General features: G+C 39.9%; 22 protein-coding genes. 12 read left to right on the plus strand and 10 right to left on the minus strand.

Annotated features, from left to right (window positions below; translation table 11 throughout):
- Nucleotides 1–136: 136 nt before the first annotated feature.
- Nucleotides 137–373, minus strand: a complete 237-nt coding sequence (gene yidD / locus V7L20_RS16070) for a membrane protein insertion efficiency factor YidD (protein WP_334745038.1) — start codon at nt 371–373, stop codon at nt 137–139.
- Nucleotides 374–433: 60 nt separating this feature from the next.
- Between yidD and V7L20_RS16075 the strand changes: the two genes are divergently transcribed.
- The gene (locus V7L20_RS16075) at nt 434–1,138 is read left to right on the plus strand and encodes a diacylglycerol/polyprenol kinase family protein (protein WP_334745039.1); all 705 of its coding nucleotides are present in this window, start codon (nt 434–436) and stop codon (nt 1,136–1,138) included.
- A gap of 529 nt (nt 1,139–1,667) precedes the next feature.
- Here the strand turns inward: V7L20_RS16075 and V7L20_RS16080 are convergent.
- Entirely contained in the window at nt 1,668–2,567 is a 900-nt protein-coding gene (locus V7L20_RS16080) for an alpha/beta fold hydrolase (protein ID WP_334745040.1), read from the minus strand.
- Nucleotides 2,568–3,013: 446 nt separating this feature from the next.
- On the opposite strand from V7L20_RS16080, the gene V7L20_RS16085 reads away from it, so the two are divergent.
- The 6 genes from V7L20_RS16085 (at nt 3,014) to V7L20_RS16110 (ending at nt 9,542) form a co-directional block, all read left to right on the plus strand.
- Nucleotides 3,014–3,568, plus strand: coding sequence for a thioredoxin family protein (locus V7L20_RS16085; RefSeq protein WP_334745041.1), 555 nt, complete (start codon nt 3,014–3,016; stop codon nt 3,566–3,568).
- Nucleotides 3,569–3,639: 71 nt separating this feature from the next.
- Nucleotides 3,640–4,368, plus strand: a complete 729-nt coding sequence (pyrH, locus tag V7L20_RS16090; protein WP_334745042.1) for a UMP kinase — start codon at nt 3,640–3,642, stop codon at nt 4,366–4,368.
- Nucleotides 4,355–4,903 carry a ribosome recycling factor gene (gene frr, locus V7L20_RS16095; RefSeq protein ID WP_334745043.1) on the plus strand — a complete coding sequence of 183 codons (549 nt, stop codon included), beginning with the start codon at nt 4,355–4,357 and terminating at the stop codon, nt 4,901–4,903. The genes pyrH and frr overlap by 14 nt, the downstream gene beginning before the upstream one ends.
- 235 nt (nt 4,904–5,138) lie before the next feature.
- A complete protein-coding gene (locus V7L20_RS16100; protein WP_334745044.1) occupies nt 5,139–6,260 on the plus strand; it encodes a geranylgeranyl reductase family protein in 1,122 nt (373 codons plus the stop codon).
- A gap of 103 nt (nt 6,261–6,363) precedes the next feature.
- Nucleotides 6,364–7,809 carry a deoxyribodipyrimidine photo-lyase, 8-HDF type gene (locus tag V7L20_RS16105; RefSeq protein ID WP_334745045.1) on the plus strand — a complete coding sequence of 482 codons (1,446 nt, stop codon included), beginning with the start codon at nt 6,364–6,366 and terminating at the stop codon, nt 7,807–7,809.
- Between the two features lie 188 nt (nt 7,810–7,997).
- On the plus strand, nt 7,998–9,542 hold the full coding sequence (locus V7L20_RS16110) for a hypothetical protein (RefSeq protein ID WP_334745046.1): 1,545 nt from the start codon (nt 7,998–8,000) through the stop codon (nt 9,540–9,542).
- Nucleotides 9,543–9,636: 94 nt separating this feature from the next.
- Here V7L20_RS16110 and V7L20_RS16115 read toward each other — a convergent pair whose 3' ends face one another.
- A complete protein-coding gene (locus V7L20_RS16115) occupies nt 9,637–10,614 on the minus strand; it encodes a hypothetical protein (RefSeq protein ID WP_334745047.1) in 978 nt (325 codons plus the stop codon).
- 1,184 nt (nt 10,615–11,798) lie between these two features.
- Here V7L20_RS16115 and V7L20_RS16120 point away from each other — a divergent pair.
- Together V7L20_RS16120 and V7L20_RS16125 are read left to right on the plus strand one after the other, a co-directional pair.
- Nucleotides 11,799–12,032 carry a hypothetical protein gene (locus V7L20_RS16120; RefSeq protein ID WP_334745048.1) on the plus strand — a complete coding sequence of 78 codons (234 nt, stop codon included), beginning with the start codon at nt 11,799–11,801 and terminating at the stop codon, nt 12,030–12,032.
- Nucleotides 12,025–12,306 (plus strand): hypothetical protein, encoded by a 282-nt coding sequence (locus tag V7L20_RS16125; RefSeq protein ID WP_334745049.1) that lies wholly within the window; start codon nt 12,025–12,027, stop codon nt 12,304–12,306. Before V7L20_RS16120 ends, V7L20_RS16125 begins: the two co-directional genes overlap by 8 nt.
- A gap of 223 nt (nt 12,307–12,529) precedes the next feature.
- On the opposite strand, the gene V7L20_RS16130 is transcribed toward V7L20_RS16125, so the two are convergent.
- The 6 genes from V7L20_RS16130 to V7L20_RS16155 all read right to left on the minus strand — a co-directional run bounded on the left by V7L20_RS16130 (nt 12,530) and on the right by V7L20_RS16155 (nt 17,476).
- Entirely contained in the window at nt 12,530–13,747 is a 1,218-nt protein-coding gene (locus tag V7L20_RS16130; RefSeq protein WP_334745050.1) for a glycosyltransferase family 4 protein, read from the minus strand.
- A gap of 237 nt (nt 13,748–13,984) precedes the next feature.
- Nucleotides 13,985–14,398, minus strand: coding sequence for a GlcG/HbpS family heme-binding protein (locus V7L20_RS16135; protein WP_334745051.1), 414 nt, complete (start codon nt 14,396–14,398; stop codon nt 13,985–13,987).
- A 160-nt stretch (nt 14,399–14,558) separates the two neighbouring features.
- Nucleotides 14,559–15,191, minus strand: a complete 633-nt coding sequence (locus V7L20_RS16140; RefSeq protein ID WP_334745052.1) for a response regulator transcription factor — start codon at nt 15,189–15,191, stop codon at nt 14,559–14,561.
- Entirely contained in the window at nt 15,188–16,024 is an 837-nt protein-coding gene (locus tag V7L20_RS16145) for a S1C family serine protease (RefSeq protein WP_334745053.1), read from the minus strand. Before V7L20_RS16145 ends, V7L20_RS16140 begins: the two co-directional genes overlap by 4 nt.
- A 96-nt stretch (nt 16,025–16,120) precedes the next feature.
- Nucleotides 16,121–16,414, minus strand: a complete 294-nt coding sequence (locus V7L20_RS16150) for a hypothetical protein (RefSeq protein WP_334745054.1) — start codon at nt 16,412–16,414, stop codon at nt 16,121–16,123.
- A gap of 150 nt (nt 16,415–16,564) precedes the next feature.
- Nucleotides 16,565–17,476: a S1C family serine protease gene (locus V7L20_RS16155; protein ID WP_334745055.1), complete on the minus strand. Its 912-nt coding sequence runs from the start codon at nt 17,474–17,476 to the stop codon at nt 16,565–16,567.
- A gap of 382 nt (nt 17,477–17,858) precedes the next feature.
- Between V7L20_RS16155 and V7L20_RS16160 the strand changes: the two genes are divergently transcribed.
- The 3 genes from V7L20_RS16160 to V7L20_RS16170 all read left to right on the plus strand — a co-directional run bounded on the left by V7L20_RS16160 (nt 17,859) and on the right by V7L20_RS16170 (nt 20,185).
- A complete protein-coding gene (locus V7L20_RS16160) occupies nt 17,859–18,449 on the plus strand; it encodes a hypothetical protein (protein ID WP_334745056.1) in 591 nt (196 codons plus the stop codon).
- Nucleotides 18,450–18,897: 448 nt separating this feature from the next.
- Entirely contained in the window at nt 18,898–19,767 is an 870-nt protein-coding gene (locus V7L20_RS16165; protein ID WP_334745057.1) for a uroporphyrinogen-III synthase, read from the plus strand.
- A 103-nt stretch (nt 19,768–19,870) separates the two neighbouring features.
- Nucleotides 19,871–20,185, plus strand: coding sequence for a ferredoxin (locus V7L20_RS16170; RefSeq protein WP_334745058.1), 315 nt, complete (start codon nt 19,871–19,873; stop codon nt 20,183–20,185).
- A 225-nt stretch (nt 20,186–20,410) separates the two neighbouring features.
- Here V7L20_RS16170 and V7L20_RS16175 read toward each other — a convergent pair whose 3' ends face one another.
- Entirely contained in the window at nt 20,411–20,860 is a 450-nt protein-coding gene (locus V7L20_RS16175) for an Hsp20/alpha crystallin family protein (protein ID WP_334745059.1), read from the minus strand.
- Nucleotides 20,861–21,025: the final 165 nt, after the last annotated feature.

Here is a 21,025-nt window from a genome sequence, read left to right on the forward strand (position 1 = left end):
TTCTCAAATTAGATGACAACCTCAGCTGTTGACATCTCCCCAAATGGCTATACCCACGAACACTTCCTTTAATAATTTACCGTTCTTGTCATCTCCCCCATCTCCCCTTCCCTAAATTCAACAAATTTATACTAAACTACTGCTCTGTAACTTTTTCTACCACTTCTGGCACTGGATCGTAACCACCTGGATGAAACGGATGACAGCGCAAAATCCGCCGAGTTGCCATCCAGCTACCACGCAATACTCCAAATCGTTCAATGGCTTGAATAGCATACATCGAACAGGTTGGTTGAAAGCGACAAGTCGGGAGAAACAACGGCGAGATAAACATTCGGTAACCCCGAATCAGCCAAATCAATAATAATTTCATTACAGCTACCCAAATCTTATAAATTAGTAACAGGGGTAAAACTTTTCATTTGTCGCATCTTTGTTAATTACATTTTCTGACTTCACCTCAATTCCGGTTTTATGGCTGCAAATTGCGTCGGCTGCAATTTGGGTATTACTCATCCTCCTGATTGCATGGGTGGTAAACCGCTTTGCCGACAAGCCAGAAATCGTGCGGAAGATTGTTCATATTGGCACTGGGAATGTGATTTTAATCGCTTGGTGGCTCGATATTCCCGCCAGTGTAGGGATTACAGCTTCTATTTTAGCGAGTGTAATTACCTTATTATCCTACCGATTGCCCATTCTTCCTGGTATTAATAGCGTTGGACGGCAAAGCTTAGGAACTTTTTTTTACTCTGTGAGTTTCGGTATTTTAGTTGCCTGGTTCTGGTACTTGCAACAACCCCAGTACGCAGCACTCGGAATTTTGGTAATGACTTGGGGAGATGGATTAGCAGCCTTAATTGGGCAACGCTTTGGTAAACATAAGTATAAAGTTTTTGGGACAGAAAAAAGTTGGGAAGGCTCCCTAACTATGATGCTCGTTAGCTATGTCGTCAGTAGTTTGATTTTAGTTGGAACTCAAGGAAACAGTTGGCAAACTTGGGCAGTATCCCTGTTTGTAGGAGTTATAGCTACTGCTTTAGAGGCTGTTTCATTTTTAGGTATTGATAATTTAACAGTTCCTTTGGGCAGTGCAGCACTTGGCTTCTTTTTAACTCAGTTAGTTTTGTTGAATTAGTAATTGCCTTGAGTGCTATTTCAAACAATGTCTTAAATAGAAAGTAGCACTATATTTTAGATTTAGAAAGGTTTAACTTAACAATACTTATCATTATCTCAAAATTTTCTTCTAGGAGGAAAAAATGATGCTTATAAATCGATTATTTAAAGGACTAGCTGTTGTATTGACAGTAATGGGAGGCATAGTAATTATTTGGTTCTTAGTTAACTTGGTACAGACGCAGCTAAGAATATCGTCCTCTCATTTTGAAGGCGATTTTTCAGCCACAAGGTTTGCTATATTATTAAATTCACAGCTTCCAAAAATTGAACTAAATTTCAGACTTGTGTTCCTTGCTAGCGCAGTTGAGATTGCCTTATTCTGGCTACTAGTACTTCTTGATGTTGTCTCTCGACATCGTGGTTTAATAGCTACTTTAGTCCTCTTTATTTTCGTTGGAATTGTCGTCTTTATTGTTTACAGTCAGTATTTAAGTGTATTTTAGCTGATTGACAAAATTTACACTATTCTAACCTCTCACAGATGATCACCGCGATCGCTCCAAAATCCAATCGAGTAAAATCGGATTGACTAACTCCGGCGCTTCATCTTGCGGACAATGCCCCACTCCCTCCAACGGAATAAACTTTTCTACTTGCGGAAAGTTAGCTAATTCTCTCCCTAACTTAATTGGTTCCCACGGATCGGCTGTTCCCCACAAGATAATCGCCGGACAAGGTAACAGTGGCAAAAGGTCTTCAGGTAATGGCCCTGTAGAATAAGAAGTAAAAGCAAGAAACACAGCCCCAGCCCCCGGATCGCTTGCTGGTGAAGTGAGAATATCTACTAACTCATCTGTCACCATCTCAGCATTGGCATAAGCTTGCAGCAGAATTTTCCGCACTGTTTTCGGTTTAGCGAGTTGATTGAAAAAGAAATCACCAACTGGTTTGATAGATAACAGGCGTTGCAGTAGAGGCGCTCCGTAACGACGAGATAAAGGTAAAGTTTCCCGTTTGCGATCATGCAACAGCCGTAAAGAACAGTTGAGCAAAGCAACTCCCAAAGCAATATCTGGGTTGCTTACTGCTGCTTGCATAGCTACAATACAGCCAATCGAATTTCCCACTAAAAAAGCTGGCTCACCCACTACTTCGCGGCAAAAATCTGCTATTTGCTGTCCCCAGGTTTCTAGGGTATAAGCAATTTTTTCACCGGGTTGAGGTTTTGCGGAAGCGCCAAAACCAATTAAATCAATTGCATAAACACGACAACTTTCTGCTAATATAGGAATATTTTTTTGCCAATGCCACCAAGAAGCGCCAAATCCATGCACAAGGACAACGGCTGGCCCAGTAGTTCCTTGGGTTTGATAGCAGATGGGAAAATCTTGCCAAATCCAGATTTTTGTAGAGGTAAGTGCTGTTTTTGAACTTGAGGTTGTCATAAAAAATTTGATGAAAACGAGGGTAAAAGCCTTTCAGCAGGAAGACGCAAGTAAAATTGTTTTGAATTTGAATAAAATTTATCAGATTTTCAAAGTAAATCCTTTGCACTAGTGATACCTTAGACAGACAGCACGAAAGCTTCTAGGCTGATAGTTTTATCCAGCATAGATTTCCGTCTTGTTGATCAAGATAATTTACTCACAACTTATGATTATGTCAGTATTAGAAATCATAATTTCTAGAATGTGAGTAATATTTTCGCTATTTTGAGATATGAGTAAATTAGCATCAATGCTAGATTCAGTAGTTTCACAATTTACGATCGCTAATGCAAGTCTATAACATTGTCAAATATGAGGCATCGGCTAAGGGGTGGTTTGCAACTGGAAACTGACGCTGAATTTAACAATCTTTTTCTTGTTCCTAGTTCTGCGAGCCAGAAATCATGAATCTACTAGAAACAATCGATACTCCCATTGGGAGCTATGCACCCGATTTTGAACTGCCAGGAATTGACGATCAAGTACACCATCTCAGGCGTTATCTTGAGAAGTTCCGAGCAGTGGGCGTTATTTCTCTATGTAATCACTGTCCTTATGTAGAGTGGTATATAGACAGGTTAAAAAACATTCAAGCCGAATTTGCCCCACAAGGTTTCACACTAATTGGATTGAATAGTAGTAATGTTGATAGCGGCACTAAGTCAAGCTTTGAAAATATGAAAGCTTTTGCCCAACGTCACCAGTTGAACTTCCCTTACCTGTGGGACTCAACCCAAGATGTCACAGGTAGTTTCGGTGCAACAAAAACACCAACGGCCTTTCTAATAGATAGTAATGGTATAGTACGTTACAAAGGTCAAATTGATAATCATCCCCAAGACCCATTATTCCAGGGAGAGGATTATTTAAGAACTGCGATCACTTCTCTGTTTCTTGGTGAAGAAATAGATATACCAGAAACAAAACCAATAGGTACTACATTGATTTGGCGTAACTAGACATAGATAGTCCCTGTACCTGCTATCTTAAATTGGAGGCAATTGCAACTTTTTTGATAAAGCGGAACTTCATGGGAACCAATTACCGACGGGTTTTACTCAAACTGAGCGGTGAAGCCTTAATGGGCAACATGGGTTATGGCATTGATCCCGAAGTGGTCAAAGGCATAGCACAAGAATTAGCAGAGGTTATAGCCACTGGCACTCAAATCGCCATAGTTGTTGGCGGCGGCAATATTTTTCGTGGCGTCAAAGCAGCGTCGGCGGGGATGGACAGGGCAACCGCTGACTATATTGGGATGATTGCCACGGTAATGAATGCCATGACGTTGCAAGATTCACTAGAACGCATAGGAGTACAGACGCGGGTGCAAACTGCGATCGCTATGCAAGAATTAGCAGAACCATATATCCGTCGTCGTGCCATCCGTCATCTTGAAAAAGGGCGGGTGGTAATTTTTGGTGCTGGTTCTGGAAATCCCTTTTTTACTACAGATACGACTGCGGCATTAAGAGCCGCAGAAATCGATGCTGAGGTGATTTTTAAAGCAACCAAAGTAGATGGGGTATATGATGCCGACCCTCATATTTATCCTAACGCCAAGCGTTACAATAGCCTTACCTACGCGCACGTTTTAGCCAAAGATTTGCGGGTGATGGATAGTACTGCGATCGCCTTGTGTAAAGAAAATAATATCCCAATTCTGGTATTTGATCTAACGGTGCGAGGTAACATCCACCGAGCCGTCTTGGGAGAATCCATCGGTACCCTTGTGGGAGGTTCTTGTGATATTAGCTGACGCGAAAAGTAAAATGCAAAGTTCTGTTGATTCAACTCAACGAGCTTTTAACACGATTCGCACTGGTCGTGCCAATGCGAGTCTATTAGATAAGATATTAGTGGAGTATTACGGTTCGCCCACGCCCTTAAAATCACTGGCAAATATTAGCACGCCAGATGCCTCGACAATTCTGATTCAGCCTTATGAGCGTAATACCCTAAATATCGTTGAAAAGGCGATTTCGCTCTCTGATGTGGGTTTAACCCCCAGCAATGATGGTTCTGTAATTCGGCTGAATATTCCGCCTTTAACCAGTGATCGCCGTAAAGAATTTGTCAAAATGGCATCTAAATATGCTGAAGAGGGTCGTGTTGCTATTCGCAACATCCGCCGCGATGGTGTAGAAGCGATTCGCAAACAGGAGAAAGCTTCTGAAATCTCCAAAGATGAATCCAAAGACCAACAAGATAGCTTGCAAAAACTCACAAACGAGTACACTGCCAAAATAGACGCACTATTGGCAGAAAAAGAAAAAGACATCATGACTGTTTAAAGTTTCATGTCTGAAGCATAAAGGCTGAAGGATGAAGGATAAATTTTTCAGCCTTTATAATTTCTTAAGTATTTAATAAAAATTGATCAAGTAAGTTAAGTGGGCGTGAATAATTAAACTAGGAGCAATATTCTGTGGGAAGCCACTTATCTACGAGACGCTCTAGCGAATGCGTCTACATGAATTGCCCCTACTTAATAGAAAATCACTAATTCAGGAGCAAAAATTCAGCCTTATGTACGATTGCATCATCGTCGGTGCTGGGCCAGCTGGTGGAACAGCTGCATATCATTTAGCTAAACAGGGTCGCTCAGTATTAGTGTTAGAAAAAGAATCCCTACCAAGATATAAACCTTGTGGCGGTGGTGTATCTCCAGCGATCGCTCAATGGTTTGACTTTGATTTTAGCCCAGCAATTTCTGTAAAAGCCGACTCCTTTCGCTTTACCTGGAAATTGGAAGACCCAGTAGAAGCAAAAATCGCCACAGAAGAACCAGTCTGGATGGTGCGACGAGATATTTTTGACCATTTTCTAGTGCAGCAGGCACAGAAGCGAGGGGCTGAACTCCGAGATAATACAGAAGTAACAAGTATTGAATTTAAAAATGAGTATTGGCAAGTTAACACACCCAATGGCCCAGTTACAGGTAGCTACTTAATAGCGGCTGATGGTGCTAAAGGGCCAATGGCAAAATGGCTAGGCTTCAAAGAACGTAAACGCAGTTTAGCAGCAGCTTTGGAAGCAGAAGTTTCTGCAACTGTGAAAGACAAATCCACAATTCACCTTGAGTTAGGCTTGGTGAAAAATGGCTACATTTGGAACTTCCCGAAGGCGGATGGTTATTCCATTGGTATCGGTACATTTGTTAGCGGTCAACCCCAAGATTTTAAAAAGATTTTAGATGAGTATGCGCGATCATTTGATCTAGATATCAAAACTAGCAAGCAGTATGGTTATCCTCTTTGCTTGTGGAATGGAAAACAAAAGTTGCATACCCAAAATGCTGTTTTGGCTGGGGAAGCTGCTTGTGTAGTTTATCCTATGACAGCAGAAGGCATTCGTCCATCAATTTTTAGCGGTTTGATTGCAGCAGGAGCGATTAATGAGGCCCTTTCTGGTGATACCAACGCTTTAGAAAAATATACTGAAGCTATTAATGAAGAATGGGGTACTGAGATGGCTTGGGCACAAAAATTAGCTGGAGCATTCTATCGCTTTCCTGCTATTGGCTACAAAGTCGGTGTTAAGCATCCCTCTGGTGCCAAAATCATGGGTAAGATTCTCTGTGGAGAACTCCGCTATAGCGATGTTACCGATCGTGCCCTCAAGCGTTTAATTCCTGGCTTTGGAGGTTAAGTATTAGGCGTTAACCACCTATAGAAGAAATTTATCGTCAGAATGATGTTTATTGGTACCACTAGCATTTAAGCTAGTACGGGTGAACTATATATAGCATGGAATGTCTGACTTAATTCTGTTTTGGCATCGGCGCGATTTACGCATTTCTGACAATACGGGACTAGCTGCGGCAAAACAACAGAGTCCGAAAGTAGTGGGCGTGTTTTGCCTCGATCCGAATATTCTCGAACGAGATGATATTGCTCCTGTAAGAGTAACTTATATGATTGGCTGTTTGCAGAAACTCCAAGAGCGATATGCTCAAGTAGGTAGCCAGTTGTTAATACTCCACGCCAATCCTGTACAAGCGATACCAGCTTTAGCAGAAGCAATAAATGCCAAAGCTGTTTTTTGGAATTGGGATGTAGAACCTTATTCGCAAGAACGCGATCGCACCGTTATAAATGCCCTCAAAGAAAAAGGTATTCAGTTTCTTAATCAAAACTGGGATCAAATCCTCAATTCGCCAGAGCAATTACGCACTGGTAGCAATCAACCTTACACGGTTTACACCCCCTTTTGGAAAAATTGGATTACCAAACCAAAAGCGAACCCAGTAGAAACTCTGCAAAATGTTGAGGGGTTAACAGAAGCTGAACAGGAAATTGCTAAACTTGCAGGAGCCTTAACCCTACCTTCAGCCAAAGATTTAGGATTTATTTGGGATGGAGAATTGATTATTTTACCGGGAGAGGCGGCAGCGCAAGAACGGCTAGAGGAATTTACTACTAAAGCGATTACTGAATACCAAGAACAGCGAAATTTTCCCGCAGTGGACGGAACATCGCAACTGAGTGCAGCTTTAAAATTTGGTGTAATTGGCATTCGCACTGTTTGGCAAGCCACGATAGAAGCACAAGAAAATAGTCGCAGTGAGGAAGCAGCAGCTAATATTCGCACATGGCAACAAGAATTAGCTTGGCGGGAGTTTTATCAACATGCAATGTATAACTTCCCTGAATTAGCTGATGGTGCTTTCCGCGACACCTTTAAAAATTTTCCTTGGCAAACTAACGAAGAAAATTTCCAAGCTTGGTGTGAAGGGAGAACTGGCTATCCCATTGTGGATGCAGCAATGCGCCAGTTAAACGAAAGCGGCTGGATGCACAACCGTTGTCGAATGATTGTCGCCAGTTTCCTTACCAAAGACTTGCTAATTAATCCTCAATTGGGAGAAAAATACTTTATGCAGCACCTGATTGACGGTGATTTATCTGCTAATAATGGTGGTTGGCAATGGAGTGCTTCTAGCGGCATGGACCCTAAACCTGTGCGGATTTTCAATCCAGCCAGTCAAACACAAAAATTTGATCCAGAGGGGGAATATATTCGGCAATGGGTATCAGAATTACGGTCTGTAGATACAGAATATTTAGTTACTGGTAAAATTCCATCTTCGGAACGTCATGCTGTTGGCTATCCTGAACCTATTGTGGATCATAAAGTACAGCAACAGCAATTTAAACAGCGTTATCAACAGCAAAAAAATATTAGTAGTGATGAGTAAAATTATGAGTTTTTTTAATAGATATTTCCGAAATTGATGTAGGCATAATTAATGAATTGTGCCTCTCAAAAATTTTGAGCAACGCATAATTCATTTATGGAGATATGTAATGTTTAGTTAAGAATGATATGTTAACATAATACAAATTTTGCTACGTTCCATCTTAGCTTACTGCTCTTTAACTACAAATGGATTTCAAAAGTTTTTCTGAACTACGTGAGTTTATTCGCCGCTACAACTCAATATCAGTTCTAGAGATTGGAGCTAAGAAATGCTGGCAAAAGTGGGAACCGAAAAAATACTCAGATCCTTTAGATTGGGTGCTTAGTAATACTGAACGCAATTATGCTGTCCGACTCATGTTACTAGCTAGTGCAGGTAATCCCCATCGGCATGGGGATATTAGTGTTGAGACGTTTGACAGTTTAATTAATGCTTATCATGGTTGGGAACATCATACCATTTCAGACAAACGTATTCTTGATAAAGAAGCAGAAGCCCTATTAAGTTCTATCCAAAAATGGGAAAATGAACATGAGAAAATAGTGCGTAATTGGTCGTTAAAATTGAGTAAGATTTTGGATTTAGAAGTAATTCGCACTCATATAGCTGGTTTATTCTTACAAAGGCTACTAGCTTTTCAAAATGCAGGTTTTGGATACCCAGTTGCTCGCATACATCGAACTATTAAATTTATTGAGTTACTGGAAAAACATTCCGATAAAAATTTTTACAATGATTTTTTAGAGCGCACAAAACTAAGTCCAACAAATTACTTAAAACAAATTCTAGCTTGCTTAAGTCTGTTTGGCAATTTTTATAATAGAAAAGGATTTTGTAATTTTTCTCAACTTCCGGATATAGACGATGAAGTTCAAAAATTAGGTATTAACCCAGAAAATTTACAAATAATTGTTAAGCAAAATAGTAAGCCTTTTTCCTCGGAAGCTGATAATTCCTTTCGGAATAGAATCAATCAAACACTTAATAGTGTTCCTGATTATTATCAACCTCTATTTTACAATTATTTTCTAGAAGTTCCTTTTATTAAATTAAATAGTGAAAGATTCTGTTTGCCAGATCCCTTTTCTTTTTCTGAATCTTGTTGGAATCAGATTAGAGGTCTTGTTTTCGAGGATATTACTAGGAAAAAGTTAGAAGGATTATTAAGTCGCTCATTTGAGGATTATCTTGAAAATATACTTCTTCCTTTTATTATTCCTAATTCTTTTCAGAGAATTACCGAAGTCAAAAATTCTACCTCTAGCAAAGATAAGCGTGCTGATTTTCTCATTAAAACTTCAAGTTCATATATCGTATTAGAATGCAAAAGTAGTATTATGTCTGCCGATACAAGCGCCTATTTTCATGCTGATAAACTTGCTGATGTTTGGTGTCGAATTCATTCTGCATTTGAGCAAATTGGCAACACAGTAGAAGCTTTAAATCTTCACGATAAGCCAGTGATTCCTCTTATTTTGACTTTTTATGACAGTATTGCTGCATCTACAGTATTTGAGGAGATGGTAAAGCAAACTGACTATTGCTCTCGTATGGGTTTGAATATACCGCCAATTGTGCATTCTCTACATGAGTTTGAACATTGGATTTCTGATAGAAGTCTTAATAATTGGGCAGAATCAATTCTTTCAAAACAGAATGCTTCTTCTTTTATACAACGTGATAATAAAGGACATAATTATGGGCATTTAAAAAATATTTCAATTCTTTAAAATTTATTTAAAATAACCCAGATGAGTTATTATTTTATCATAATTTTGCAATTCAGCTTGTTAGAGTTCAACAAGTTACAACGCTAACATTATATTACGTCTTGAGAGATAAACGAGAAATTGTCCATAAAATGAGCAGGAAGATTAAGTAAATTGCGCCAACTAGTCCAAATTCAATCAGAGGAATATAGGTTACTTCGTAAATCCTGCCCAAGCCGCGTTCAGTTAGTCCATAAACCGTCATTACACTGACTAAAAAGACTCCATAGATAGTACGTTTAGTCAAGATACCTAAAGGTAGACCGTGGAGTTGAGTAAGTACTAAAATGCCAAGAAAACCAAAGAGAAATGTTGGCCACTTGCTTTGTCCTAATATCAAAGATACAACAACACTATGTAAAATAACTGTAATTTCCAAAGTGAATGTCCACCAACGATTTACATGCGTGCGGTTAAATATCAACGACGATTGGAGCAAAAGCAAGAACATATAGAGAAAACCAATTAAGTGCCCCAAAGTCGCTTCCATTGGATGATACCAAAAGGTATAGATAGCGGCGAAGGAGAAAAAGTAGCCGTGGTACAGCTTGATAATTTGCAAAAACTGTTGATGGAATGGAACAGAATTGCCAAAAAACAAACCGCGTCGAGGCGTTTCCAAAATTAGTACAAACACCAGTAGAAGGACAACTGCACCTTGAGAAGCCCAAATTGAAGTATCTTGAGCTAGAGCATCGTACCAAATATAAGTCTGGAGAAAGTGTAAAGCGATGAATGCACCATTAATAGCAAGCATGAGATAATTAATCGGGTGCAATGCCGATTTGTATTTTAACTGCGATCGCTGTGCCCACCAGATACACCCCCAGATGCTAAACTGATGCCCAATGTACATGCCCCAAGCCGTCGCTCGACTCCAAAAGGTTGGTTGAGGAAGCTTCCAGTAATACCAGTTTAATCCTTGGTCAGGAAGTTTAATGATGCTTGCAGGAATGCTCCCACCTATCCAAATTGCATAGGTGAGAAGGATGCTTACAATTATGCCTAAAAACAATACTCGGCGACCAGTCATAATAATTCGTAATGGGCTACGCCCCGCTTCGCTAACGTAATTCGTAATTCGTAATTTTTAATGAACCTATCCCACTAATAATATATGTGCTAAAAAACTTAACTTTATTGATAACTGAAAACTAAAAATAAAGGTTTTTCAGCAGTCATGCTATTATTTTTAGTCTCCATAGTGCAATTCATTTTTAGAAAAAATATGTATAAATTTAATATTAAAACTCAGGATTTAGAATAGTTAAATAATCAGGAGAGTCTTTGATAAATAAATATACCAATCATTCTAAATTATTAATAACTTCTGACCTGACCTAACAAAAATATCTCAGGCTTTGCCCCCTGAATTCTGGGTGCTGAATTCTTACACTTTGATTAATTTTATAGAGATTAAGGAACACTTGATAATAAAAAAATATTGAACAGAATCATTAATCATCTCAAGCAATATAATTGAATTTGAGTGTGGTTGAGCAAAATAGCATGGAACAAACCCACTATAAAAATCAAACCAATAATACTACTAATAAAAGCAACTATAACCTCATGCTTCCGTATAGCTTTTTGTATCTTAGCGTCTACGATGTGTTCTAATTCTTTGTATGACATTTACTTTAATTTGGCTAAAGATAAGAATTATGTGAACCTTATGTCTGACTGAAGTTTGAGTATGTCCAAATAATTAAGCTTATCCAATGAAAAATTTTTTCGACGCTGTGGAAGTGCCGAAATAATTCCTCATTGATAATAATACTCGCCTTTGGCAAGAAACAAGCTACTTAATTGTTAACTACAATCACTGTTAAGCGATTTCCAGAAAATAAATTATCTAATTTACTCAGATAATATTCTTCTTTCTCCCCCTACCCCCAACTAAGTGCCCCTCTGCTTACACACCAATAGGATATTTTTTTAGTTGGAAGTCCCTAATGCACATCACGATGCATGTGTAAACACATCCAATCTTTTGTCTTATGTGCGACGCACTGTACTTAGGAAAACATTTAAAGAGGTACGTCAACGTCTTTTAAGCAAACAGCGATCGCAAGACTTATTTGCATAATTTTGGATACATTACCGCAAATGCGCTGATACTTTATTTTCGCCTCTTCATAAAATCCGCAAAAACACCGTTACGCTATTTGAACTTGTGATCAAAACTTAGAGCATCCAGTTTATTAGGGCGTGTTTATGACCAACCCTGTAAAGACGGTTATCCAAGTCAATCTGGAGATGGCTCTTGAAGTAGCTCATGAATTGGAGCTTGCTCCATACACTCCACTGGGTGCTTATTGTTTGCAGATTTTGCGCGAGACTGGATGTCCTGGTGTTGAACTTCCACTTAACTTACAAACTCGCGATCAGCAACTAGACTTTATCACAGGCTTTGCGTCTTATCCTTTTGGGGAGGTACAAAATGTATAAAGCATTAATTGAAGATATATTTTCTAATCTAGAAGAGGCTGAAGAAACTACTTTTCCTGCCACAGATAAAGATTTGTTAATTTTAACAGAAAAATTTTTAGGGTTTGAAATTCCTTCAAAGGTTTTCTTACAAGCTATAGCCATTGCTGATTACGATGGTGCAGCTGCTTTTCGCTACGTTGATAATTATTTGACAACTCTTAAAAATAAGAATAAACGTAAGCATAAGAAATTACTTGTGTTAGGTGCTTCAACTAAATTTGACAATAATTGATGTGTTTCTTTACAAGCTAACCCTGAACCAATCTGATTTAGATAAGATAATTTGTACAGCCAATGTAGAGACATTGTATTGCAAGGTCTCTACTCACATCTGTCCCACACCAACAAGAAATAAGAATAAAAATCTATCTAGAAGCTAGTGGTGTAATCTCTATTAAATCAAGCATTTTTATGTGTGTGCTAATTACGTTAAAGTAGCTGATAACCAATTAGCATTAATCTGTTTTAAGACACACTTGTTCATAACTTTTACCAGCAATATCCCAAGTAAATTCTGTTTCTACTAATTGTCTGCCGTTGTCAGACAATTCTGAACGCAGATGTGGCTGCTCAAATAGTTGACTAATGGCGGTGATGTACTCTGTCGGTTTATTTGCTCGTAATGCCCGTAATGGATGACTAGCTGCATCTACGGCTAATCCTTCTAAGCCGCGATCGCTAGCTACTATCGGTACACCAGCTGCCATTGCCTCTAAAGTTTTATTTTTAATCCCAAACCCAGTCCGCATAGGTACAACGCAGATGGTAGATTGATGTAAATATTCTACCATCGAAGGCACACGCCCAATTACATTAATTCCTGGTTTTTGAGCAAGTGCTAAAACTTCTGACACTGGATGAGAACCGACTATATCGAAAGTTGCATCAGGATACAATTTTTGGATTTCTGGCAAAACTTCGTTGCTGAAAAAGCAGACAGCATCAATATTTGCCAAATTATCCATTGCACCGATGAAAATTAAACGGTGTCCACCGGGATCGGTGGTACGGTTGGGGAAAGAAACTAAATCTACACCATTGGGAATAACTGTAATTTTACTATTAGGGTTAAATTCTTCTAGTTGAATTTTATCTTCTTCTGTTGTCGCCACAATTGCCGAAAATTTAGCACAGTAATTTTGCTCATAACGCCGCAAAAGTGGCAGATTAATTCTGTCTCTAAGGGAATTTTCAGAAATACCCGTTGATAGTTGGTTGCGACAAGTAGCGTAAACTGAACTATGAACATTAACTATAGTTTTTAGTTGTTTGGGAAAATGCGAATGTACATAAATTTCATTGACGCTATGTTCGCAGGTAATTACATCACATTTCCCCGCTTCCACCCAGTTATCAATCCATGTTTGCATCTCAATTGAGTAACGGTTGAGTACACTTGGCGGTGTCCCCTGTTGTAAAAATTTACCAAATCGCTGTATTTTCTTTAATATTCCGGTGGTTGCAGAATCTGGCGGGCGTTCAAAAATGGCTAAATGATCCACACAATCGCGCAATCCTACTACTTCTGCGTCTGTAACATCGCCCTCACGTTGAGTCACCAGGGTAATACTATGGCGTTGACTCAGGTATTTAAGTAAATTAAATGTCCTGACTTGGGTTCCTCCGCGCGTTGGTGGGTAGGGAAAGGTAGAAGAGAGCATTAAAATGTTCATATAAGTGATGAATCAAATGTGATATATACACCATGCCCTCATTGGAGGCTATATGTCACGTCACTTCTCTACCAGACGCGCAAAAGACGCTTTGAGAAAAATTGCAAGTTTTTTTGGTAATGTAGGGCATCTATTACAACACGGCGTAAATAAACATACCATTCAAAATGACGCGAAAGCCCGCAATACAATACTTTTGACTTTTGACTTCCGCGCAGCAGTACTAGTGTAATGGTATTAGAAAGCTGCGACAGCTGCCTCAGCTACAGCTTGATCCTGTTCACCGCTACCACCACTTACTCCGATCGCACCAACTATCTGCTCATCACGTTGAAGTGGTATACCCCCGGCAAAGATCATGATTCGTCCTCCATTTGAGGCGTGAATACCATAAAATTGTTTTCCTGGTTGAGCATCCTCACCAAGGGATTTGGTAGAGAGATCAAACGCACGAGCAGTAAATGCTTTGTTAATTGAGATATCGATACTTCCAATCCACGCACCATCCATCCGAATATGAGCAACAAGATTCCCGCCAGCATCAACAACCGCAAGATTCATTGGTTGTCCGATTGCACGAGCCTTCGCTTCTCCAGCCGCTAGTATTCGTCGTGCGTCATCCAAGGATACAGAATGTTTGTCAGAAGTCATGGTAATTCTTTCAATCGGAGAAATGTGTGCCTTAAGGGACGTGTCATCAATAAAGGATATCATGAGCAGAAATTCTCGGTGTACTCCTTCAGACTTTAAGCGCTCCTTAGAGGGGATCTAAGCTCATGATCAATTGCATTCAACTGTTAATCACTACAGATCACAGCATAATCAAACCTAGTCGCACACCTACAGCAACAGCCTCAGTGCGACTGGAGACACTGAGCTTTTGAAAAATGGATGAGAGATGAAATTTGACGGTATGCTCAGAAATGTGCAAGTCTTTAGCGATCGCTTTATTCCCCAACCCAGAACCAAGCATACCTAAAACCTCTATCTCTCGTGGTGTCAAGGTTTGTACAGGATTTGCCACCACTTTTTCCCGGATAGATAATAATTCTATAGCATCCGGGTGCAGCACCACCAAACCAAAAGCGATCGCCTCCACAGCCGCAACAATTTCTGACTCCGTGCTAGTACTGGGCAATATCCCCCGGATACCAGAATGTAACCCTGTCTCTAAATCAATGCTGTCAAGTTCCTCAACAATGACGATCATTCCTAATGGATATTGCTGTTCTTGAATAACCAGCAATTTTTCCCACACCGATTGTTGAAGATTGCCACTCAAATCTACCAGCACCACATCTGGTTGTAATTGCCCAACTTCCCTTGCCAATACATCCAAATCAGATGCACTCCCCACAACTGTCAACCGAGGATTGGTAGTCACCACAGCTGATAACCCTGCCCGTACTACAGGCGAAGTGGCAACTACCATCACCCGGATCATGTCGCCTCCACAGGAGTTTTCCCAGACTGCACGTCAACATAAATCACAAATTGCTTCCCACTGCGTAGGAGTTGTAGCGGCACAGATCCTTTACTGTCATGGAGATATTTAGTTAAATCATTCATGCTAGTGAATAATCGCCCCGAAACTCCAATTAAAACATCGCCGATTTGCACACCAGCAGTTTCCGCCGCACTGTTAGGTAGAATTGACAACACCAATAAACCCAAGCTACGTCTACCTAAAAGCACAGGTTGCAGTGTGACTCCCAGTTGCAGACGACCATTGCCCTGTAAAAAACGCTCAACGCTGTTGCTGGGAACTGCCACAGCCAAACCATTAACAATCATGGTGTTAATTCCCACCACAAGGCCTTGACAATCGGCAAGTGGCCCCCCAGAATTTCCAGGATATAACTGCAAATCAGCCATAACTGCTCGTGGATTATTTGCATGGATAATTCCAGTTGTCACAGCACCACTGTCAGCAAAGGGATTACCCACCGCTAAAACTAACTCACCTACTCTTAGCGCCTCAGAATTACTAATCGTTGCAGCAGTTAAATCAGTGGCGACAATTTTTAGGGCTGCTAAATCCTGCTGTGGATCAAATTGTGTCCGCACCGCATCAAATACCCTTCCGTCTGCTAATTCTACAGTTGCGCGGTTGCTGGTTGCGACATGGGCATTAGTGATAATTAGTCCGTCAGATTGCCAAATTACACCAGAACCGACTCCTAGAGAGCCGCTTTTTACTTTGACAGTGCGATCGCGTAGTTTAGCAGCTACCTCTGTCAATTCAGCAGCGATGTTAGTTAATGTTGTGTTTGCCATGTTATGCAATTTTTCCCCATGTCAAAGTAAAATCTAGTGATGTCCTTTGTCATTTGTCCTTTGTCCTTAGAAACACAAATGACAAATGACTAATGACTAATGACGATTCGAGCAAAAAGGTGCAACTTCCGAGTTCAGAGGCTCAACGTTCGAGCAAAAAGGTGCAACTTTCGAGATCAGAGGCTCAACGTTCGAGCAAAAAGGTGCAACTTTCGAGATCAGAGGCTCAACGTTCGAGTAAAAAGGTGCAACTTCCGAGTTCACAGGCTCAACGTTCGAGTAAAAAGGTGCAACTTCCGAGTTCACAGGCTCAACGTTCGAGTAAAAAGGTGCAACTTTCGAGTTCACAGGCTCAACGTTCGAGTAAAAAGGTGCAACTTTCGAGTTCACAGGCTCAACGTTCGAGCAAAAAGGTGCAACTTTCGAGATCAGAGGCTCAACGTTCGAGTAAAAAGGTGGAAGTTTCGAGTTTAGAAGCTCGAATGAATAGAAAATTTAGATAAATCTTGACAGAGCTAGTTAAACCCATCCCAAATTGGATTATTCTTCCTTAGTAGGTCGTTCACCAACTGCGATCGCTAACTCAACTAACACTCCACCCCGGACAACTTGCAGGTTGACAGTTTTACCAATGCGATCGCTACTATTGAGCAGCGCCAGTACATCACCGGTATCGCCCACGGTTACGCCATCGAACGTTACCAAAACATCGCCAAGCAGCACACCTGCATTATCAGCCGGCCCAGAAGACTCAACATTAACGACAATTACCCCAGTTGCAGAAGTTAATTTGAGAGCAGTTTTCAGATTCTTAGGTAAGCGTACAGGTTGCATTCCCACACCCAAGTAGCCTTTTGAAATGTGTCCTTTTGCTACTAATTGGTCAACTACGCGATCAACTGTAGCAGTAGGAATAGTCAAAGCAGTACCACGCCGCCCCGATGTATTCATGCCTACCACAAAACCAGCAGGATCTACGAGCGGCCCACCAGCAAAACCAGAGTAAAGGGTGATGTCTGGACGGATGAATTGGTCAATATTGCCGCCATTTATACTGCGCCATGCACCGCTAACCACACTTACCGCCCCCATCGCCGCCCTTAAATCGCCTTCGCTACCTCTTGCCAGTCCTAGCACCAGATGACCGACTTTAAGCGTTTTGGCATCACCAACTTTTGCCACAGGTATTTCTACATTCTCTAGTTTAAAAACAGCGATATCAGTGCTAGAGTCATGACCGATGAGTGTTACTGGTGCAGTACTACCATTTGATAAAGTGATGGTGATGTCGTCATAACGTTGGAGAGATTCATCAGAGGTAACAATGATGCCATTACGCCAGTGAATGCCGCTTGGAGAAACACGAGTACCCGCATTTACTGCAATCACAGCACTTCCAGCTTGTTCTACGGTATCAGCTAAACTGTTAGATAAAGCCAGTAATGAAGACATAAGATTTTTGTGCCAACTTTCTTGGATGTTCATATCGTGCCGTTTTATCAACACACATGGCATCGGAAAAATGGGGAGTAATTCATCCTAGAAAAATGGCTAGTACAGCTTGGCGGTAGTAAGCAGACCATTAAAAGCTACGAAAATTTGGCTGACCACAAGGCTAAAAAATGGTATGTGTATTTATGCTGCATGATACTAGGATTTATATAGCTCAATACGGTTCAAATAAGCTTTTGTTTACGAATCAGCTCTCAGTAACCTATTTTTGACTACAGCGTTTCAGATCCTATGAACGGTTAGCATAAATCAATTGCACTAGAGCTAATTCATCCAGCATTTATGCAACGTCAAAAATTTTATTTGTTTAGGAGAAAACATTGTGTTTAACATCTATTCGAGACGTAAAATTTTAAAAGTGGGTGGTAGCTTAATTATAGGTGCCACAGCCACAGGAAGCTTTCCACTTATTCGTACTCTGGCTACTGGCAGACCTAAAACCGTACTGAGGTTTAAGTTTACTCTTAAGGGCGGGGGGAAAGGTTCCTTTGACTTCAACACTGCTGCTCAATCCACTGTGACACTCAATACTTTCGGTAAAGAATACTCATACTTTGGCGCAGTGTCTGATTTCTGTTTTTCAGGACGAGATAGTGATTTTAAAAATGAGAATGCTTCTTGGAAAGTAGTTCCAGGTCTTAAAGCTCCATTTCTCGGTCTTCCACCTTATACTCCAGGGGTTCTTAGCGGTGTTAATTATCCAAATGGATGTTCAACAGGAACAGTCAACGCCTGTTCAATTACTGTTGCTGTGCTTTACTTAGGAAATCTTGAACAACTTCCTGTAGTTTCTACAAACCCAAATTCCTACCAACTAATTGGCATTGACATCATTAGTCCCAATGGACAGCTAAATCGTATTGATGCTAAATATAGTAAAGTCATTGCTCTACCTTATAAAGTAGACAAATAGGGGTTCAGCCGGGATACGCGCAAAACAGCACACGTTGTAAATAAATGTTGCAGAGCCTGTTTTATTGATTTACTAACTCGCCCATAGATGCATTACAAAATTTTATAAGGTGTCCCATTTTGCAGGTATCCCAGCTGAACCCCTTGAACGTGCCAATTTTATATTTTTTTGAGTCCAATTAACTGTAGTAAAGTGCTATCGCTGTGCGACAGAATTCCTCTAAGAAAATTTTTAGTGTTCAGCAGTCCAGTGAGGAGTGATAAAGATTTAATCTAAGAGATGATTGGTAAAGAAAATCTAAGAGCATAAAAACTGCCTATTATCAGATTATATGCTAAATCCAGTCTATTTCTGTTATTGCTGATGAGCCACCTGAATCGTTACAAAAATATGGGCAAAATATCACGAACACCAAGCGTATTGCGTTCTAAGGTCGAATAGCAATGAAATGACAGATAAACAAATGCACATCCAATCAACAGAAATCGACCTGCTGACTCCATCTAGAGAATTACCTCTATATGGCAAGAGAATTTTAATCACAGCACCGAGAAATTATGCTTATAGGTTAGCTAAACAAATCATCAAACAAGGTGGTTTACCTGTTTTTATGCCTACTATCGAAACCTGCTATTTATCAAACTACACTAAGTTAGATGTTGCTCTAGGTCGCATAGAGGAATTTGATTGGATTGTCTTCACCAGTAGAAATGGCATTACTGCGTTTTTTCAGCGAATGAATGATTTAGATATTCCCGTATCTGTACTAGAAAAATGCCAATTATGTGCTTTAGGAAAAGATGCAGAAAGCTTATCATCTTTTTGTGGCAAAGTCGATTTAATCCCCGCAGAATCTAGCCCAGCCGGAATTGTAGTAGAACTAGCGAAATTACCAGAAATTCACAATAAAAAAGTGCTGATCCCGGCTCCAGAAGTTATTGGTTTACCTGAGCCTGATGTTATACCCAATTTGATTACAGATTTGCAGCAATTGGGTATAGAAGTAACTAGTGTACCTAGCTATATTACACAGGGTTTAAACACAAGTATCTACAGTATTGAATTAAATTTGATTCGTCAAGGAATAATCGATGTAATTGCCTTTAGTAGCACGGCAGAAGTAGAAAGCTTTTTAACAATGTTCAACTCGCAAAGCGATTATAAAAGCTGTATAGTTGCATGTTTTGGCCCTTATACAACTGCTAATACACGAAAGTTAGGTGTGAATGTTTCCATCGTGGCTAAAGATTATAGTTCATTTGAGGGATTTGCTGAAGCGATCGCAGAATTTTTTGCTTTAACTTCCAGTTCACACTAAGCGCTTAAGAATGTAAATAAATCAACCACAATAAACTCTAGACTAGCTGCACATAAACCCGTAGTATCGAAAATGGAGTTTATATTTAGCTAGGAATTTTTACATGGCAACTTACAAGGTTACATTACGTATCCCAGAAGGTGAAGAAAATGCAGGTGAACACGTAATTGAAGTCCCTGATGATGAGTACATCCTAGAGATCGCTAACGAGGAAAATGGGCTTGACTTGCCCTATTCCTGTAACGCTGGTTCTTGCTCTACCTGTACCGGGAAGCTGATTTCAGGTACAGTTGACCAATCAGATCAGAACTTCTTAGACAACGATCAAATTGACGAAGGATGGGTTCTTACCTGCGTTGCCCGCCCCACTTCTGATTGCGTTATCGAAACCCATCAAGAAGAAGCGCTTAACGCTTAACTAAGAAATGTGGATTTAATCAAGAGCAAGTTTTATCGGGTGCATTATAATATTCCTCCTAGCGCACCTAAAATCTGGATTAGTGTATAACACACTGTAAAAGATTTAAAATTTTGCACTTTCCTAATAAATCTGTATAGGCTGAGTAATTCACGCTAAAAAGCGCTCACCTTTTGGAGAGCGCTTTTTATTTAGTTTAGATAGCTAGCAGATATTAAGCTGGAATTAGCCAGATGATGCTAGATTAACTTTGACAACTTTATTCTTTTCTTCTTCAGCTTTAGGTAGCGTCAGGTTCAAGATACCATCTTTATAATCTGCTGTAACATTGGTATTTTGAATCCGAGCAGGTAAAGGAATTACACGTTGGAATTTACCATAATGGAATTCGCTTTTAATTGTACCTTTATCCTCAGATTTTGCTTCAGACTTCCGCTCACCGCTCAGGTACACAGCTTTTTCTGTAACTTGTAAATCCAAGTCTTTAGCTTCAATTCCCGGAAGTTCTAGTTTCAGATGAATTGCATCTTCAGTTTCTTTTAACTCAGCAGCCGGAACTTTGGATAAACCTCTATCTAAAAATGCAGTTGGCAAAGTATCTTCATCAAATAAGCGATTGATTTGACGTTGTATCGCGTTAAATTCTTGCCAGGGGTTCAAACGTACTAATGTCATATTTCTACCTTGGATAATCACTATCTTTACTGTTTAAGGATTGGAAGATTTGATTCCTTTCTATGTTTTTATAGTATTTAAAAATAAAAGTGAGGTAAATTCGGTTTTTATCACCTGATTACTGATGATTACCGAACTAGAAATGTCCTTATTAGAAATATACGG

Origin of the sequence: Nostoc sp. (assembly GCF_036916735.1) — a bacterium.
In the GTDB taxonomy this organism is placed as follows: Bacteria; Cyanobacteriota; Cyanobacteriia; order Cyanobacteriales; family Nostocaceae; genus Nostoc.

Excerpts from the sequence above, each read along its gene's own strand:
- V7L20_RS16140 (WP_334745052.1), bottom strand. The coding sequence starts at position 15,191 with ATGATCCGGGTGATGGTAGTTGCCACTTCGCCTGTAGTACGGGCAGGG.
- V7L20_RS16110 (WP_334745046.1), top strand. The coding sequence starts at position 7,998 with ATGGATTTCAAAAGTTTTTCTGAACTACGTGAGTTTATTCGCCGCTAC.
- V7L20_RS16155 (WP_334745055.1), bottom strand. The coding sequence starts at position 17,476 with ATGTCTTCATTACTGGCTTTATCTAACAGTTTAGCTGATACCGTAGAA.
- V7L20_RS16100 (WP_334745044.1), top strand. The coding sequence starts at position 5,139 with ATGTACGATTGCATCATCGTCGGTGCTGGGCCAGCTGGTGGAACAGCT.
- V7L20_RS16130 (WP_334745050.1), bottom strand. The coding sequence starts at position 13,747 with ATGAACATTTTAATGCTCTCTTCTACCTTTCCCTACCCACCAACGCGC.
- V7L20_RS16165 (WP_334745057.1), top strand. The coding sequence starts at position 18,898 with ATGACAGATAAACAAATGCACATCCAATCAACAGAAATCGACCTGCTG.
- V7L20_RS16115 (WP_334745047.1), bottom strand. The coding sequence starts at position 10,614 with ATGACTGGTCGCCGAGTATTGTTTTTAGGCATAATTGTAAGCATCCTT.
- yidD (WP_334745038.1), bottom strand. The coding sequence starts at position 373 with ATGAAATTATTATTGATTTGGCTGATTCGGGGTTACCGAATGTTTATC.
- V7L20_RS16175 (WP_334745059.1), bottom strand. The coding sequence starts at position 20,860 with ATGACATTAGTACGTTTGAACCCCTGGCAAGAATTTAACGCGATACAA.
- V7L20_RS16145 (WP_334745053.1), bottom strand. The coding sequence starts at position 16,024 with ATGGCAAACACAACATTAACTAACATCGCTGCTGAATTGACAGAGGTA.
- V7L20_RS16105 (WP_334745045.1), top strand. The coding sequence starts at position 6,364 with ATGTCTGACTTAATTCTGTTTTGGCATCGGCGCGATTTACGCATTTCT.
- V7L20_RS16080 (WP_334745040.1), bottom strand. The coding sequence starts at position 2,567 with ATGACAACCTCAAGTTCAAAAACAGCACTTACCTCTACAAAAATCTGG.
- V7L20_RS16135 (WP_334745051.1), bottom strand. The coding sequence starts at position 14,398 with ATGACTTCTGACAAACATTCTGTATCCTTGGATGACGCACGACGAATA.
- V7L20_RS16125 (WP_334745049.1), top strand. The coding sequence starts at position 12,025 with ATGTATAAAGCATTAATTGAAGATATATTTTCTAATCTAGAAGAGGCT.
- V7L20_RS16170 (WP_334745058.1), top strand. The coding sequence starts at position 19,871 with ATGGCAACTTACAAGGTTACATTACGTATCCCAGAAGGTGAAGAAAAT.
- pyrH (WP_334745042.1), top strand. The coding sequence starts at position 3,640 with ATGGGAACCAATTACCGACGGGTTTTACTCAAACTGAGCGGTGAAGCC.
- V7L20_RS16120 (WP_334745048.1), top strand. The coding sequence starts at position 11,799 with ATGACCAACCCTGTAAAGACGGTTATCCAAGTCAATCTGGAGATGGCT.
- V7L20_RS16085 (WP_334745041.1), top strand. The coding sequence starts at position 3,014 with ATGAATCTACTAGAAACAATCGATACTCCCATTGGGAGCTATGCACCC.